Source organism: Cellulosimicrobium funkei (assembly GCF_001019615.1).
In the GTDB taxonomy this organism is placed as follows: Bacteria; Actinomycetota; Actinomycetes; order Actinomycetales; family Cellulomonadaceae; genus Cellulosimicrobium; species Cellulosimicrobium cellulans_E.
This window is the reverse complement of sequence record NZ_JNBQ01000006.1, coordinates 42502-58355: the sequence shown is the minus strand read 5'-3', so window position 1 is coordinate 58355 and position 15854 is coordinate 42502. Positions and strand designations below refer to the sequence as shown.

10 protein-coding genes are annotated in these 15854 nt (G+C 76.5%); 6 read left to right on the top strand and 4 right to left on the bottom strand.

The genetic code is table 11. The features are described from left to right. The first annotated feature begins 247 nt into the window (after positions 1-247). Positions 248-511: a DUF2530 domain-containing protein gene (locus tag FB00_RS08195; protein WP_052877542.1), complete on the top strand. Its 264-nt coding sequence runs from the start codon at positions 248-250 to the stop codon at positions 509-511. Here FB00_RS08195 and FB00_RS08190 read toward each other — a convergent pair. Genes FB00_RS08190 through FB00_RS08175 form a run of 4 tightly spaced genes read right to left on the bottom strand, consistent with a single transcriptional unit; the run spans position 487 to position 5740 of the window. Further along, positions 487-3627: a sacsin N-terminal ATP-binding-like domain-containing protein gene (locus tag FB00_RS08190; RefSeq protein WP_047232422.1), complete on the bottom strand. Its 3141-nt coding sequence runs from the start codon at positions 3625-3627 to the stop codon at positions 487-489. The genes FB00_RS08195 and FB00_RS08190 overlap by 25 nt on opposite strands. Then, a complete protein-coding gene (locus tag FB00_RS08185) occupies positions 3624-4565 on the bottom strand; it encodes a DUF3027 domain-containing protein (protein WP_047232421.1) in 942 nt (313 codons plus the stop codon). The genes FB00_RS08190 and FB00_RS08185 overlap by 4 nt, the downstream gene beginning before the upstream one ends. A 1-nt stretch (position 4566) precedes the next feature. Beyond that, complete coding sequence (locus FB00_RS08180; protein WP_047232420.1) at positions 4567-4950, bottom strand: cold-shock protein; 384 nt, start codon at positions 4948-4950, stop codon at positions 4567-4569. Positions 4951-4990: 40 nt separating this feature from the next. Then, a complete protein-coding gene (locus FB00_RS08175; RefSeq protein ID WP_047232419.1) occupies positions 4991-5740 on the bottom strand; it encodes a TetR/AcrR family transcriptional regulator in 750 nt (249 codons plus the stop codon). A 121-nt stretch (positions 5741-5861) separates the two neighbouring features. Here FB00_RS08175 and FB00_RS08170 point away from each other — a divergent pair, with 121 nt between their 5' ends. From FB00_RS08170 to FB00_RS22975, 5 genes are all read left to right on the top strand, one after another. Beyond that, a complete protein-coding gene (locus FB00_RS08170; protein WP_047232418.1) occupies positions 5862-6800 on the top strand; it encodes an NAD-dependent epimerase/dehydratase family protein in 939 nt (312 codons plus the stop codon). 51 nt (positions 6801-6851) lie between these two features. Next, entirely contained in the window at positions 6852-9368 is a 2517-nt protein-coding gene (locus tag FB00_RS08165) for a helicase-associated domain-containing protein (protein ID WP_047232417.1), read from the top strand. Positions 9369-9452: 84 nt separating this feature from the next. Next, positions 9453-11132, top strand: a complete 1680-nt coding sequence (locus FB00_RS08160) for a DNA repair helicase XPB (RefSeq protein ID WP_047232416.1) — start codon at positions 9453-9455, stop codon at positions 11130-11132. Positions 11133-11441: 309 nt separating this feature from the next. Then, the gene (locus FB00_RS08155) at positions 11442-13640 is read left to right on the top strand and encodes an adenylyl cyclase (protein ID WP_156186341.1); all 2199 of its coding nucleotides are present in this window, start codon (positions 11442-11444) and stop codon (positions 13638-13640) included. 142 nt (positions 13641-13782) lie between these two features. Next, positions 13783-15837, top strand: a complete 2055-nt coding sequence (locus FB00_RS22975) for a TPM domain-containing protein (RefSeq protein ID WP_047232415.1) — start codon at positions 13783-13785, stop codon at positions 15835-15837. Positions 15838-15854 lie beyond the last annotated feature (17 nt).

The window sequence follows — 15854 nt, the reverse complement described above, 5'->3', positions numbered from 1 at the left end:
CAGATTCCACGTTCTGCCGAAGGTCCGGATACATCGGACGAAGGTCCCGAAGCGATGCGCGGCCCGGCGCCGGCCAGATCCACCTGGACAGGTGACCACATGTGCAGGCCGTAGCGCGGCGCATGCATCCTAGCGTGCCGTTGCGAGTGCTCCTGACGTGTGCTCACACCAGAAGGGGATGTGGCCCAGGTCACGGCTGTGACACCCGGGTACGGGTGAAAAACGGCGTCGTGGCTACGATGCCCCTGTGCCCTCGTTCGTCACGCTGCTGCTGCACCCCGACCGCCGACGCCCCGACCCGGCGCCCTGGCGGGTCGACCTGCGCGTCGTGATCCTCGCGGGAATGGCCCTGTGGACCGCCGCGCTCGTCGTCTGCGCGGTCCTCCTCGCGACCGGCACGCTCGGCCCGCGCGCGGTCACCACGTGCGGCGCCGGCCTCGTCCTCGGCCTCCTCGGGCTCGCGTGGGAGCGCCGGAACCGGAGCCGCTACCGCGCGTCGTCGGACGGCTGAGGGTCGTCCCAGGCCGTTCGCGCCAGCGCCCCCTGCGCCGCGCCCGGGTCACGGAGCACCTCCTCGAGCACGAACCTCGCGCCGTGGCGTCCCGCCGCGACCGCGAGCCCCGTGGCGAGCCCGGCCGGCCCGGTCGCGTGCACGACGGCGTCCGCTCCACCACCCCGCTCCACCCACCACGAGACCGCGACCCCGCCCACGCGGAGGTCGTCGTGGCGCTCCCAGGTGCGCGGCACCGGCCCGTCGAGGACCGCGTGCACCACCTCGGGGACGTCGGCACGACGACCGGCGGCGTCGGGGGCGGGGGCGTCGCGCGGGACGGTCGCGACGTCCAGGAGATCGGCGACCTCAGCGACGAGGCCCGGCGGCGCGGGGAGGACCGCGCGGACGGGCGACCACATCGGGTCGGGCGAGACGGCGACGTCGTCCGCGCCCACCACGAGCACCGCGCCGGCGCGCAGCGCGGGCACCCGGTCCGGCGGCGGGTCCAGGCGCTCGCCCCGGCCCGCGAGGACGCCGAGCGCACGCCAGAGCGTCAGCGCGGCCTGCGCGTCGACGTCCTGCCCGACGCCGGGCAGGACGTCCAGGAGCTCGACCCACTCGTCCGGCTCGAGCTCGGCGAGGTCCCGCACGCCGCCCAGCGCGACCAGCGCCTCGTCGTCGAGCCCTGCCACCTCCGGCGGCGCCGGGCGCAGGAACGGGACCCGCCCGGGGCCGGTCCCGAGCGCGAACGCCCCACCGAGCTCCTCGCGCAGCCACCACGCGGTGTACGAGCGTGCCGTCGCGCCCCGACCGCCCTCGGCCCGCACGGGGGCGAGCAGCGCCTCGCGCGCGGCAGGGTCCGCGGCGAGGCGCGCGAGGACGTCGGGCCACGCGACGTCGTCGACGGCGTCCAGGTCCGCGACCGCGACGACGTCGCCCACGTACGCCTCGGGGCCGAGGGTCGTCGCGAGGTACGCGAGGTACCCGCCCCAGTCGGACAGCCACCCCTCCGGCGCGTGCGGGTCCAGGTCTGGCTCGTCGTCGGCCGACGCGGGCGTGAGCACGTCGTGCACGCGCAGCACCCCGAGCCCGACGGCCGCACCCACCGCGCGCAGCACCGGCTCGCCCCAGCGGTCGACGACCGCGGGATCGACGAGGCCGAGCGTGCCGAGCGCGTCCGCGGCCCACGTCCCGGGCAGCGCGCAGCCGCGCACGGGTGCACGGTCGCCGTCGGCCGTCGGGACGGGCAGCTCGCCCCACCAGAACGGCAGCCCCGCCCGCGCCGCGTCCGGCACGTCCCGTACCGCCGCCGCGACCAGCGCGAGCAGCCGCTCGACGTCCGAGGAGGGGTCGTCGCCCGCCTCCGCCGCGTCCGACGCCGCGAGGACGCGTTCGCGGACGGCCCCGTCGGCGAGCACCGTCCGCAGGTCGGTCACGCGCACCCCGAGGCGTTCCAGCAGCGGGTGCGCCGCGCGCGGGTCGACGACGCGTAGCCCGAGGTCGGCCGCGTCGCGGGCGTCCAGCACCCCGCCGCCGGCGTCCGACTCCTCGCCCGGCCCGGCGTCCAGGAGGAGGAGGCCGCGGGCGCCGCGCACGACCTGCCCGCCGAGCAGCGGCACAGGGAGCGCGCCCAGCGCCTCGAGCACCGACCGGTCGGCGGCGTACGGCGCGAGAGCGTCGTACAGCGCCCGCCAGCGCGCCGGGTCGGCGACGAGCGGGAGGTCGTCCACCACGTCCGCGAGGTCCACGACCCGCGCCCCGAGAGACCGCGCGACCGCGCGGAGCGGACCCGAGACGTCCACCAGGTGCGCGACCCCGAGCTCGGCCCGCACGCGCGCGTCGCCCACGTCGCCCGCGAGGACGCGCGCCTCTGCCGGCGCGACCAAGGAGTGCCGGGCGGCATCGGCGTCCTCGTCGTCGGCCACCCAGGTCGGCTCCTCGGCGCCACGCGCCGGCGGCGCGTCGAGCGGGAGGAGCGGGGTCCGCGCGAGCTCCGCCTCGGCCGACGCCCGCACCTCGGCGTCGACCGCGCTCGCCGGCAGCCCGGTCGGGACGAGGGCCAGCACGTCGGCGCCGCGCGACCGCGCCAGCCCGCCGAGCAGCTCCGCGTACGCCCGCCCCGCCGCGCGCGCGACGTGCGCGGTGAGCGGCCCGGGCGGGACGTGCCGGCGCGCCGGGTCCAGCGGGAAGGTCGCCAGCAGGAGCGCGGGGAACGTGAGGTGCTCGTCGGTGGGAGTCGGTGCGTGCAGGACGTCGGTGCGCGCACCGACGTGGGGCAGCGCCCACGTGACCGTCCACCGCGTCGTCGCGCGTTCCTCGACCGGGCGGTCCGCGAGCAGCGCCGGGTCGATCGCCCCCTCCCGGCGCAGGACGGTCCACCGGTCGGCGACGTCGGCGACGCGGCGCTCCTGGACGCCGTCCCCGACCACGACGACCTCGGCGAGCGCAGGGAGCGCGAGCAGGAGCGGGTCCCCCACGTCGGCGAGCTCCGCGCGGACGGCGGCGAGCGCCTCGGCGTCACGCAGCTCGAGCTCGACGACCGTGTCGTAGCCCGACGGCACCTCGACGCGGGTCGGGAACGGGAGCCGCAGCACCGGGAGCCGGTCGCCGCGGCGCGCCACCTCGGCGGCGAGGTCAGGGCGGTCGGCGACCACGTCGTCGAGCGCGGCGCGCGTGCGCGCGAGCGACAGCTCGACGGCACGCTCCCCCGCGCCGACCCGCACTCGGTCGGAGACCGAGCGGACGGCGGCGAAGCCGACCCCGAACCGGCCGACCGTGGCCGTCCCGCCGTCGGCGTCCCGCGTGCCCCGCCCCGTCGCGGACGCGCGCAGCGCCACGAGCGACGCGACGCCCGGCGCGTCCAGCGGCTCGCCGGTGTTCGCCGCGCGCAGGACCCAGGTCCCGTCAGGAACCGACGGCGCGCGCAGGCTCAGGCGCAGCCGCCCCGGGACCCCGGCACGGGCCGCGGCGTCCGCGGCGTTCTGCGCGAGCTCGACGACGACCCGCCCCCGGTACGACCCGTGGGCGTGGTCCTCCTCGGTGTTCGCGTCCTCGCGCAGACGCGTCGGCGACGACCGCCACGCCTCCAGGACCGCACGGCGCAGCGCGGCCGTCCCGAAGACGTCGTCCGTCACTCCTGCGGCTCGTCCGCCGCGGGCTCGGAGGCCGGCCGAGCGTCCGGCTGCGCGTCGACCGAGACCTCGTCGAGCACGGGCCCGGGGTCCGCGTCCGCCGACGCGACCACCGCGGTCGCGGGCTGCGCCGTCGGGGCGACCGACTCGAGCAGCGAGACGATCTCGACGTGCAGCTCGTCGACGAGGGGGTCGGCGTCGGGCCAGTCGCTCCGCTGCGGCTCGACGTCGGTCTCCGAGTGCGCGCCGCAGCCGTGGTCGAGGCTCACGACCTTGCCGTCGTCGGGCGACCACTCGTTCGCGCACACGCCGAACACCTGGCCGAGGCTGCCCTGGAGGGTGACGAGGAAGCCGCACGACCCGCACTCGGCGGCCGACGCGACGGCGCCGCGCGCCGTCGGGCCGCGCGAGCCGCGGTACCAGCGCTCGGCGGCCTCGTCCCGGCCCTGCGGGGACAGGACGCGGGCGCGTGCGAGGGCGAGCTCGTCGATCGCGACGGCGTCCTCCTCCTCGTCGCCCGTGGGCACGTAGCCGGGCTCGAGGCGCGGGTCGTCGGCGCGGAACGGGAGCACGTCGCCCGGCCCGACGTCGCCCGGACGCAGGCGCTCGGACCACGGCAGCCACGACGGCGCGAGCAGGGCGCCGTCACCCGGCAGCAGCTCGACCTCGCACACCGTGGCCGTCCGACCGCGCGGCACGCGCGCGAGCGTGACGGTCCAGTGCCAGCCGCGGTAGCCGCGCATCGTGCACGCGAACCGGTGCGAGATGAGGCGGTCCGCCTCCGCGTACGTGCCGAGGTGCTCCCCGACGTCCTCGGGGCTCTCGGCGACCTCCTGGGCCGCGGCGCGCGCGAGCTCGACCGCGCCCGTGAGCACGGCGTCGCGCGCGGCACGCGCGGACACTCCCCGGGAACGCTCCTCTGCGGCAGCCACGGCGACCATGTCAGCCCTCGATCTCGTCGGCGACCACGCGCAGGACCTTGGCGACCATCGTCGCCTTGCCCTTCTCCGGGTAGCGGCCCTTGCCGAGCCCGTCACGGATCCGGTCGAGCTCCTTGATGAGGTCCTCCACGATGACCGCCATCTCGTCCGCCGAGCGACGCTTCGCCTTGACCACGGACGGGGCCGGGTCGAGGAGCTTGACCGCGAGCGCCTGCGGGCCGCGGCGGCCGTCCGCGACGCCGAAGTCGACGCGCGCACCCGGCTTGGGGGCGGGCGCGTCCGCGGGCAGCGCGGAGGCGTGCAGGAAGACCTCGCCGCCGTCGTCGTTGGCGATGAAGCCGAACCCGCGTTCGGTGTCGAACCACTTGACCTTGCCGGTGGGCACGTGAACCTCGTTCGTGCTCGTAGGAACCAGAACCCCCAGGCTACCGGCCGTGCGGCGGCAAAGCCGCATCCGTACCGCGGGGGACGACGCCGGCGTCCGCCCCCACCCGCAGCGCGACGGCGTCGAACCAGTCGGTGTAGTCGGCCACCGTGCGGTGGAGGTGGCCGAACAGCTCGAAGGAGACCGTGCCGAACAGCGTGGTCCAGGCCATGAGCGTGCGCACGACGGCCTCCGCCGGGGCGTCGGGCGTGACGAGGCCTCGCGCGCTCACGAACGCGAGGGCCGGGGCGACCAGCTCGGCCGCGTCACCTCCGGCGCGCGGGGCGCGTGCGGGGCCCGCGCCGCCGGCCCAGGAGTCGGCGACGATCCCGACGAGCGCGCGCACGACCCGGGTCGCGGGCTCGACGGTGTCCTGCGGCGCCGCGTACCCCGGGACGGGCGTGCCGTAGAGCAGCGCGAAGTCGCCGGGACGCTGGACGCACCACGACCGCAGCGCGCGGCACGCGGCGAGCCACCGGCCGGTCAGGTCGTCGCGCGCGACGGCGGCCTCCGCGGCCTCGACGGCCGCGCCGAGCTCGTCGTAGCACTCGACGAGGAGCGCGGTGAGCAGCGCGTCGCGGCTCGGGAAGTAGCGGTAGACGGCCGACGACACCATGCCGACGTCGCGCGCGACGGCGCGCAGGGAGAGCGCGGCGGGGCCGTCGGCCACGAGCCGCGCTCGGGCGGCGTCGAGGATGTCGCGCGTCAGGGTCTCGCGCGCCAGGGCGCGCGCCGTGCGAGGGGCCGTCATCCCGCCAGGGTGGCAGACGAGAGCGCCGCCCACAAACGAGAGCACCGATCTTGCACTGGAGCGGCACCCGTGCCATGCTCCTCGACGAAGCGAGAGCACTGCTCTCGGAAAGGAGACCACCATGTCCAGCACCCCGTCCTCCTCCGACCGGCACGTCGTCGTCGGCGCCGGTCCCGTCGGCCGGCACGTCGCGGCCGAGCTCGCGGCCCGCGGCTCGCACGTCACCGTCGTCACCCGCAGCGGCCGGGACACCGGCCTCGACGGCGTCACGCACCTCGCCCTCGACGCGTCCGACGCCGACGCCCTGACCCGGGTCGCGGAGGGCGCCGACGTGCTCTACAACTGCGCCAACCCCGGCGACTACACGCAGTGGGAGCGCGTGTGGCCGCCCCTCGCGACGGCGCTGCTCACCGCCGTCGAGCGCACCGGCGCGGTGTACGCGATCACGGGCAACCTCTACCCGTACGGTCCCGTCGACGGGCCGATGACCGAGGACCTGCCCGACGTCGCGACCGACCACAAGGGCGTCCTCCGCGCCCGGCTCTGGGCCGACGCGCTCGCCGCGCACCGCGCCGGTCGCGCGCGCGTCGTCGAGGTCCGCAGCTCCGACTTCGTCGGGCCCGGGGTCGGGAGCAACGGGCACGTCTCGCGCGTCGTGCCGGCCGCCCTGCGCGGGCGCGCCGTGACGATGATCGGGCGCACCGACCTGCCGCACTCGTTCACCGACGTCCGCGACGCCGCGCGCACGCTGGTCGCGGCGGCGGCCGACCCCGACGCGCACGGCCGCACGTGGCACACCCCGAGCAACCCGCCGCGCACGCAGCGCGAGGCACTCACGGACGTCCTCGCGAGCGTCGGGCGACCGCCCGTCCGGGTCCGCTCCCTGCGCGGCGCGGGCCTCACCGCCGCCGGCCTCTTCTCACCCCTCCTGCGCGAGCTGCGCGACCTCGCCTACCAGTGGGACCGCCCCTACGTGCTCGACGACACGGCAGCGCGCGACCGCTTCGGGATCGAGCCGACGCCCTGGGACGAGGTCTGCCGACGCACCGCCCGCGGCTGAGCACCCGGACCGTCCGCGGGCCGTGGCCGCGCGGCGCGTAACATCGAACGGATGGCCACCTCCCGGCCCGAGCGGGCTCCGACGTACAGCGAGTCGCTGCGCCAGCGCGACGACGCCGCCCTGGTCGCGCTGCTCGGACGGCGGCCCGACCTCGCGACGCCGTCGCCCTCGACCCTCCTCTCGCTCGCCGCGCGCGCGATGAACCGGACGAGCCTGGAACGCGCGCTCGCGGGGCTGGACGAGCTCACGCTCCACGTCCTGGAGTCGGTGCTGGTCCTCGACTCCGTGGGGACCTCCGCGACGGCGGCGGCGGTCGCCCGGGCGACGGGCGTCGACCGGGCCCGCGTCACCACCGCGCTCGCCCTCCTCGACGAGCTCGCGCTCGTCTGGACGCCCGGCACCCGGTCGGCCGGGTTCCGCCCGGCGCCAGGTGTCGCCGAGGTCCTCGGCCCCCACCCCGCCGGCCTCGGCCCCGTCGCGGCTCTCGCCGCCGGCGACGCGAGCGCGGCCGGGACGAGCGCGCCGCCCGGCGACCTGCCCGACGACGCCCCGCCGGGCGCCCGGGCGATCCTCGACGCCCTGGCCTGGGGGCCGCCCGTCGGGGTCGCGCCCCGCGCGGACGCGTCGGCCCGGCGCGCGACGGGCTGGCTCGTCGAGCACGGCTACCTGCGCGCCACGGACGAGCGGCACGTCGTGCTGCCGCGCGAGGTCGGGCTCGCCCTGCGCGGCGGTCGCACGCACCGCGACGTCCGGACCGCGCCGCCCGTCCCGGAGGTCCGCGAGCTCCCGACGACGACGGTCGACGCGGAGTCCGCGAGCGCCGGGCTGGAGGCCGTGCGGCTCGTCGCGCGGCTCGTGACGCACTGGACCGAGCACCCGCCGGGCGTGCTGCGCGCCGGCGGGCTCGGGGTGCGGGACCTGCGGCGGGCCGCGCTCGCCCTCGAGGTGGACGACCCGACGGCGGCCGCGGTCGTCGAGCTCGCGGCGGCGGCCGGGCTCGTGGCCGACGACGGCGACGACCCGCCCACGTTCGCCCCGACCCTCGCCGCGGAGGACTGGCTCGACGACGACCTGGGCGACCGCTGGGCGACGCTCGCCCGCGGCTGGTGGCGCTCGCGCCGCACCCCCTGGCTGGTGGGGAGCCGCGACGAGAAGGGCGCCCTGCGCGCCGCGCTCGACCCGGAGCTGTGGCGCCCGTGGGTGCCCCGGCTGCGCCGGTCGGTCCTGGACGTCCTCGACCTCGCCCCCGGGCGCCCGCTCGCCGCGGCCGACGTCGTCGCGGTGCTCCGCTGGCGCACGCCCCGGGCGGTGCCGCCGGAGCAGGCCGTGGCGGGGCTGCTGCGCGAGGCCGCGCTGCTCGGGGCGACCGGTGCGGGCGCGCTCGCTCCCCCGGGCCGGGTCCTCCTCGGGTCCGACGACGCGGCGTCGCCGACCGGGACCGTCCCGGCCGACCTCGGCGCCGCCTTCGAGGCGGTGCTCCCGGCCGAGGTCGACGACCTGCTGCTCCAGGGCGACCTCACGGGCATCGTGCCGGGGCGGCCGTCGCGCACGCTCGAGCGGCTCGTGGAGGTCGCGGCCGACGTCGAGTCCCGCGGCGCCGCGACGACGGTCCGGTTCACCCCGGACTCCGTCCTGCGCGCGCTCGACCGCGGCGCGACGGCCGACGAGCTCCTCGCCGAGCTCGCGGCGCACTCGCGCACGCCCGTGCCGCAGCCGCTCGAGTACCTGGTGCGGGACACGGCCCGCCGCCACGGCCGGGTCCGTGTGGGGACGGCGTCGTCGTACGTGCGCGCCGAGGACCCGGTCCTGCTGGCCGGGATCGCGGAGGACCCGGCACTGCGCGGGCTGGGCCTGGTGCTCCTCGCACCGACCGTGCTCGCGTCGGCCGCGCCCGCGGGAGAGCTCCAGGAGGCGCTGCGCGCCCGCGGCGTGCCGGCGGTCGTCGAGGGCCCGGACGGCCGCGTGCTCATCGCGGACCGGGCCGGGCGGCGGGGCGCACCCGACGCCGTCGCACCGTCCCGACGCGGCCGGGTCGCCCCCGCGGGGCGGCGCGCGGGCGGGCGCTCGCGGACCGGCGTCGTCCCCGGTTCCGGGGCGCGCGTCGACGAGCCCGGCGGCTCCCCCGAGCGCACGCAGCGGTTCGCGGACCTCGTCGCACGCCTGCGCGCGGCGGACGCGCGCTCGGCCGAGCGCGCGGGTGACGGAGCGGGCGGGCGGCCCGGTCGGACGGCCCACGCGGAGGGCGACGGGCCGCGCGCGGGCGAGCGGACGCCGTCGGGCACGAACGGACACCGCGACGGGTACGCCCCCGCGGAGGGAACATCCGACCCGGTGGCCGCGTTGGGTCTGCTGCGTGAGGCCATCGCGGACGGGGCGTTGGTCTGGCTCGAGGTGGTCGGGCCGACGGGCTCGCAGGACCGCCGCCGCGTGCGACCCCTCACGCTCGACGCCGGACGGCTGCGCGCGCAGGACCCGGCGCGCGACGCGGAGCTCACGGTCGCGGTGCACCGCATCGCGTCCGTCGCCCCCGACACCCCGCCGACGGAGAGCCCTGGTGGCGCGAGGTAGAGCCGTGGTCACGACCACGCCTCGACCTCGCGGTGCCACGGCTCTACCCCGCGAGACCACGGTTCTACCTCGGCAAGGAGACACATGACCGACGGACCACTCATCGTCCAGAGCGACAAGTCGCTGCTGCTCGAGGTCGACCACCCGCGCGCCGACGACGCGCGCCGCGCGATCGCGCCGTTCGCCGAGCTCGAGCGCGCCCCCGAGCACGTCCACACCTACCGGCTCACGCCGCTCGGGCTGTGGAACGCGCGCGCGGCCGGCCACGACGCGGAGCAGGTCGTCAACACGCTCATCGAGTACTCGCGCTACCCGGTGCCGCACGCGCTGCTCGTCGACGTCGCGGAGACGATGTCACGCTACGGGCGGCTCACGCTCGCGCAGCACCCGACGCACGGCCTCGTGCTCGAGGCGACCGACCGCGCCGTGCTCGCCGAGGTGCTCAAGTCCAAGCGCACCGCCGGGCTGGTGGGCGAGCGGATCGACGACACGACCGTCGTCGTGCACCCCTCCGAGCGCGGCCACCTCAAGCAGGTGCTCGTCAAGCTCGGCTGGCCCGCGGAGGACCTCGCGGGGTACGTCGACGGCGAGAAGCACGCCATCGCGCTCAGCCCGACGACGCCCCCGCGCGCCGAGGGCGAGGCGCCGAAGCCGTGGGAGATGCGCCCGTACCAGGCGCAGGCGGTGGACGGGTTCTGGCACGGCGGGAGCGGCGTCGTCGTGCTGCCGTGCGGCGCGGGCAAGACGATCGTCGGCGCGGGCGCGATGGCGAAGTCCGGGACGACGACGCTCATCCTCGTGACGAACACCGTGAGCGCGCGCCAGTGGCGCGACGAGCTCGTGCGGCGCACGACGCTCACCGAGGACGAGATCGGCGAGTACTCCGGCGCGCGCAAGGAGATCAAGCCCGTCACGATCGCGACCTACCAGGTGCTGACGACCAAGCGGAAGGGCGTGTACACGCACCTCGAGCTGCTCGACGCGCGCGACTGGGGCCTCGTGGTCTACGACGAGGTCCACCTGCTGCCCGCGCCGATCTTCCGCATGACGGCGGACCTCCAGGCGCGCCGCCGCCTCGGGCTCACCGCGACGCTCGTGCGCGAGGACGGCCGCGAGGACGAGGTGTTCTCGCTCATCGGCCCCAAGCGCTACGACGCGCCGTGGAAGGACATCGAGGCGCAGGGGTACATCGCGCCCGCCGACTGCGTCGAGGTGCGCCTCACGCTGCCGGAGTCCGACCGCATGACGTACGCCGTCGCGGAGCCGGAGGACAAGTACCGGCTCGCCGCGACCGCCACGGGCAAGAACCGGGTCGTGGAGCAGATCGTCGCGCAGCACCCGGACGACCAGGTGCTCGTGATCGGCCAGTACCTCGACCAGCTCGAGGAGCTGTCGCAGCACCTCGACGCGCCGCTCATCACGGGCGCGACGACGGTCCGCGAGCGCCAGCGCCTGTTCGACGCGTTCCGCTCGGGCGAGATCTCGCGGCTGGTCGTGTCGAAGGTCGCGAACTTCTCCATCGACCTCCCCGAGGCGTCCGTCGCGATCCAGGTCTCCGGGTCGTTCGGGTCGCGCCAGGAGGAGGCCCAGCGCCTCGGCCGCGTCATGCGCCCGAAGTCGGACGGCCGCACCGCGCACTTCTACGCCGTCGTCGCGCGCGACACGGTCGACCAGGACTTCGCGGCCCACCGCCAGCGGTTCCTGGCGGAGCAGGGGTACGCCTACCGCATCGTCGACGCGGAGGACCTGGGCGTCGTGCAGTGACGGGTGGGGGCCCCGCGACGCAGGAGCGCGGCACCCGCCCGGCACGGAACGACGCCCAGTCCGACCGAGAGCACGAGGACCTGGGCGTCGTGCAGTGACCGCCCCCGTTGAGTGCGTGAAATGTGTCGTCTCGAACCGATTCGGGGCGACATGTTTCATGCACTCACGGGTCTGTCCCACGATGTGAGAGCGCTCCCAGCAAGTTACTGACAAGACAGTCAGTCGTGCCCTAGGCTCCCCGCATCGGCGCGACGTCGCGCCGGCGTCGGTGCGTTGCGCCGGCCCCCTGTTCGAAGGAGAACACCCACCGTGACCTTCTCGACGACCATCCCCGGCGCGAGCAGAACGGCCCGTCGCGCCCGTGCCGCCGGCGCGGGCGTGGCGGCGCTCGCCGTGGCCGCGACGGGCGTGGCGCTCGGTGCGCCCGCGACGGCCGCCCCGGCCACCGACCCCGACCTCGGACCGAACGTCGTCTTCATCGACGACTCGTGGTCGGTGGACCAGATCAACACCTACCTCGCGTCGATCAACGACGAGGCGGAGTTCAGCCAGGACCGCCACGCCGTGTTCTTCGAGCCCGGCGTCTACGGCGACGCGTCCGGCGCGAACGACCCGGCGACGGCGACCGGCATCGTCAACGCCGAGGTCGGCTACTACACCGCGATCGCCGGCCTCGGCGCGCAGCCCGACGACGTGCTCATCAACGGCGCGCTGAGCGTGCAGCCGGTCGTGAGCTGCCCGAACAACCCGTGGAGCTGCCAGGACCCGGGCTCGCTGACGCGCTTCTGGCGCTCGCTGAGCAACGTCGCGATCAACCCGATCCAGCGCCCGGTCGACGAGGACGTGAACCGCCCGTTCCCGGCCGGGATCACGGACCCGCACCAGCTCCGGTTCGCCGTGTCGCAGGCCGCGCCGCTGCGCCGGGTCGACATCCAGGGCGACCTCACGGTGTTCGGCCGCTTCGGCGAGTACGCGAGCGGCGGCTACCTGGCCAACTCGCGCGTCTCCGGCCGCCTCGTGACCGGCTCGCAGCAGCAGTGGTACACGCGCAACTCCGAGGTCGGCACCTGGGACGGCGGCGTGTGGAACATGGTCTTCTCCGGCGTCGAGGGCGCCCCGGCCACGGACTTCGGGCCCCGGCCCGACGGCACCGCCGGCAACAAGACGACGCTCGACACGACCCCGCTGAGCCGGGAGGCGCCGTTCCTCTTCCGTGACGGCGAGGACCTCGCCGTGTTCGTGCCGAACGCGCGGACCGAGACGCGCGGCGTCGACTGGTCGACCGACGCGGACGCGGGCCAGAAGCTCTCCCTCGACACGTTCTTCGTCGCCCACGAGGGCGACTCGGCGGCGGAGATCAACGCGGCCCTCGCCACCGGAAAGAACCTCCTGCTCACCCCCGGCGTCTACCACCTCGACGAGGCGATCCAGGTCGAGAACCCCGACACGGTCGTGCTCGGCCTCGGCTACGCGTCCCTCGCGCCGACGTCGGGCACCGCGGCGCTGGAGATCGGCGACGTCGCGGGCGTGAAGGTCGCGGGCATCACGGTCGACGCCGGACCGGTGGAGTCGGACGTCCTCGTGCGCGTCGGTCCGGCGGACGCGCACGTGGCGGACGCCGCCGACCCGACGACGCTCACCGACGTGTTCGTCCGCGTCGGCGGCCCGTGGGTCGGCAAGGCGACGACGAGCATCGAGGTCAACAGCGACCACGTGCTGCTCGACCACATCTGGGCCTGGCGCGGGGACCACGGCAGCGGCATCGGGTGGGACCAGAACACGGGCGACCACGGCGTCGTCGTGAACGGCGACGACGTGACCGCCACGGGCCTGTTCGTCGAGCACTACCAGAAGAACCAGACGATCTGGAACGGCGAGCGCGGACGCACGGTCTTCTACCAGAGCGAGATCCCCTACGACGTGCCGAGCCAGGCCGCGTTCATGGACGGCGACCGCAAGGGGTACGCGTCGTACCGGGTGGGCGACCACGTGCAGCGTCACGACGCCGTCGGGCTGGGCGTGTACTCGTTCTTCAACCAGGGCGTCGACGTGCGCGTCGCGAGCGGCATCCAGACGCCGGTCCGCGCGGGCGTGACGTTCCGGTCCATGACGAGCGTCTTCCTCAACGGGTCGGGCGGCATCGACCACGTCGTCAACGAGACGGGCGCTCCCGCCGTCGGCTCGTTCGCCTCCCCGCAGGTCGTCGCCTACCCGACCGACCTCCCCGCGGAGGCGGACGTCACGGTCGAGGCCACGACGCGCTGCCTCGCGGGCAAGGCGTACGTCGCGGTCCGGGCGACCAACGGCGGCGACGCGCCGCTCGCGGTGACGCTCTCGACGCCGTTCGGGTCGCGCACCGTCGCGAGCGTCGCCCCGGGCGCGAACGCGTACCAGTCGTTCGCGGTGCGCGCCGCCTCGGTGGCGGCGGGCGACGCTGTCGTCAGCGCGGTCGCCGGAGGCGTCACGAGCGAGGTCAGCGCGCCCTACGCGGCGCTGACCTGCGGGTGACCGACCGCACCGGTCGAGCGTCACGAGGCCCGTCTCCCCGAGAGGGAGGCGGGCCTCCGCCGTCGTGCCCGCCGACGGCGGTACGCCCCACGGCGCCCCGGCCCCGATTGCGGGACCCCAGGGGCTGGGAAAGGATCGGCGCGTGAGCACGGCCCACCGTCCCTCGCTCCCCCGCGCCGCCGCGGACCGTGGCGCGCGCGCGTCGCTCGCCCTCGTCGCGGCGGCGCTCGTCGCCCTCGTGACCGGCCTCGCCCTGCTCCTCCCCGCCGCGACCGCTCACGCCGTGGCCCCGTTGGACGTCGCGGGCGAGATCACCGACCCCGACGGCGTGCTCGGCAACCAGACCGACGAGGTCCAGGACGCGCTCGACCGCCTCGCGCAGGACACCGACCTCCAGCTCTTCGTCGTGTACGTCGCGAGCTTCGACGGCATGGACGGCGTCGACTGGGCGAACGCCACGGCCAACACGTCCGGGCTCGGGGTGGACGACCTGCTCCTCGCCGTCGCCACCGAGGACCGGCGCTACGGGCTCTCCTACGACAACAACGTGTCCCTCACCGACGCCGAGCTGGACCGGATCTCCGCCGCGGTGGAGGACGAGCTGCGGGACGACGACTGGGCGGGCGCCGCGATCGCCGCGGCCGAGGTCGCGCGCGGCGCGAGCCAGGGCTCCGGCGGCGTCTCCTGGTTCTGGGTCCTGCTCGGGCTCGGCGTGCTCGTCCTCGTCGTCGTGCTGGTCGTGCGCGCGGTCGCCAGACGCCGCCGCACCGCCCCGGGCGGGGGTCCCGCGGAGGGTGGCCTCGCGGCCCTGCCCACCGACGAGCTCAACCGGCGCGCGAGCGCCGCCCTCGTCGCGATCGACGACGCCGTGAAGACGTCGGAGCAAGAGCTCGGCTTCGCGCAGGCCCAGTTCGGCCTCGAGGCGACGCAGCAGTTCTCCGCGGCGCTCGCCGAGGGCAAGCGGAAGGTCTCCGAGGCGTTCGCGCTCCGTCAGCAGCTCGACGACGACCGGCCCGAGACCGAGCCGCAGGCCCGGGACGCGATGGCCCGCATCGTCGCGCTGTGCGACGAGGTGGCCGAGTCCCTCGACGCCCAGTCCCGCACGTTCGACGAGCTGCGCGACCTCCAGGCACGCGCCCCGCAGGTGCTCGACGAGACCGCCCAGCGCGCGAGCGAGGTCCTCGCCCGCGTCGAGCCCGCACGCGCGACCCTCGAAGGTCTCGCCCGCACCTACCCGCCGACGTCGCTCGCGTCCGTCGCGCAGAACCCCGACCAGGCGCAGGCACTCGTCGCGAACGCCCGGGAGTCCGTCGCGCGGGGCCGGGAGGCGCTCGCCGGCAAGGACCGCGCGACGGCGGTCGCGCTCGCGCGGGCCGCGCAGAACGCCGTCGGGCAGGCGGTCACGCTGCTCGACGCCGTCGACCGGGCCGGCACGGACCTCGCCGAGTCGGGCCCGCGCCTCGACAGGGGGCTGGCCTCCATCACCTCCGACATCGCCGACGCCGGCCGGCTCGCACCCGCAGACCCCGCCGTGGCCCCGGCCCTCGCGGAGGCGCAGGCGGCCGCGACGGCGGCGAGCGCCGCGCGCGACGGCGGTGACCCGCTGGCGGCCCTGCGGCGCCTCACCGCGGCCGAGGCCGCTCTCGACGCGGCCCTCACGCCGTTCCGCGAGCGGGCCGAGCAGGCGGCGCGCGCCAACGCGCTCCTGCGCGACACGCTCGCTCGCGTCGACTCCCAGGTCCGCGCGACGAACGACTTCATCGAGACCCGGCGGGGCGCCGTCGGTCCCGAGGCGCGCACCCGGCTCTCGGAGGCGATCCGCCTGCTCGGCGAGGCCCGCGCCCTCCAGCCGACCGACCCCGTCGCCGCGCTCGACCGCGCGCAGCAGGCCGACGCGCAGGCGCAGTCCGCCGCGCAGCGCGCCCAGCAGGACGCGTCGAGCTGGCAGTCGTCGCAGGGCGGCGGGATGTTCGGCGGTGGCGGTGGTGGGGGGAGCAACGTCGGGGGCATGGTGCTCGGCGGCATCCTGCTCGACTCGATCCTGCGCGGAGGAGGGGGTGGGGGCCGCTCCGGCGGGTTCGGCGGCGGCAGCTTCGGGGGCGGGTTCGGCGGGGGCGGGTTCGGAGGCGGCCGGTCGGGCGGGCGCTCCGGCGGCCGGTCCTCGGGCGGTCGCTCGGGCCGCGGCGGCCGCTTCTGACGAGGACCCGGAGCACC

Excerpts from the sequence above, each read along its gene's own strand:
- FB00_RS08185 (WP_047232421.1), bottom strand. The coding sequence starts at position 4,565 with ATGGTCGCCGTGGCTGCCGCAGAGGAGCGTTCCCGGGGAGTGTCCGCG.
- FB00_RS08175 (WP_047232419.1), bottom strand. The coding sequence starts at position 5,740 with ATGACGGCCCCTCGCACGGCGCGCGCCCTGGCGCGCGAGACCCTGACG.
- FB00_RS08170 (WP_047232418.1), top strand. The coding sequence starts at position 5,862 with ATGTCCAGCACCCCGTCCTCCTCCGACCGGCACGTCGTCGTCGGCGCC.
- FB00_RS08165 (WP_047232417.1), top strand. The coding sequence starts at position 6,852 with ATGGCCACCTCCCGGCCCGAGCGGGCTCCGACGTACAGCGAGTCGCTG.
- FB00_RS08160 (WP_047232416.1), top strand. The coding sequence starts at position 9,453 with ATGACCGACGGACCACTCATCGTCCAGAGCGACAAGTCGCTGCTGCTC.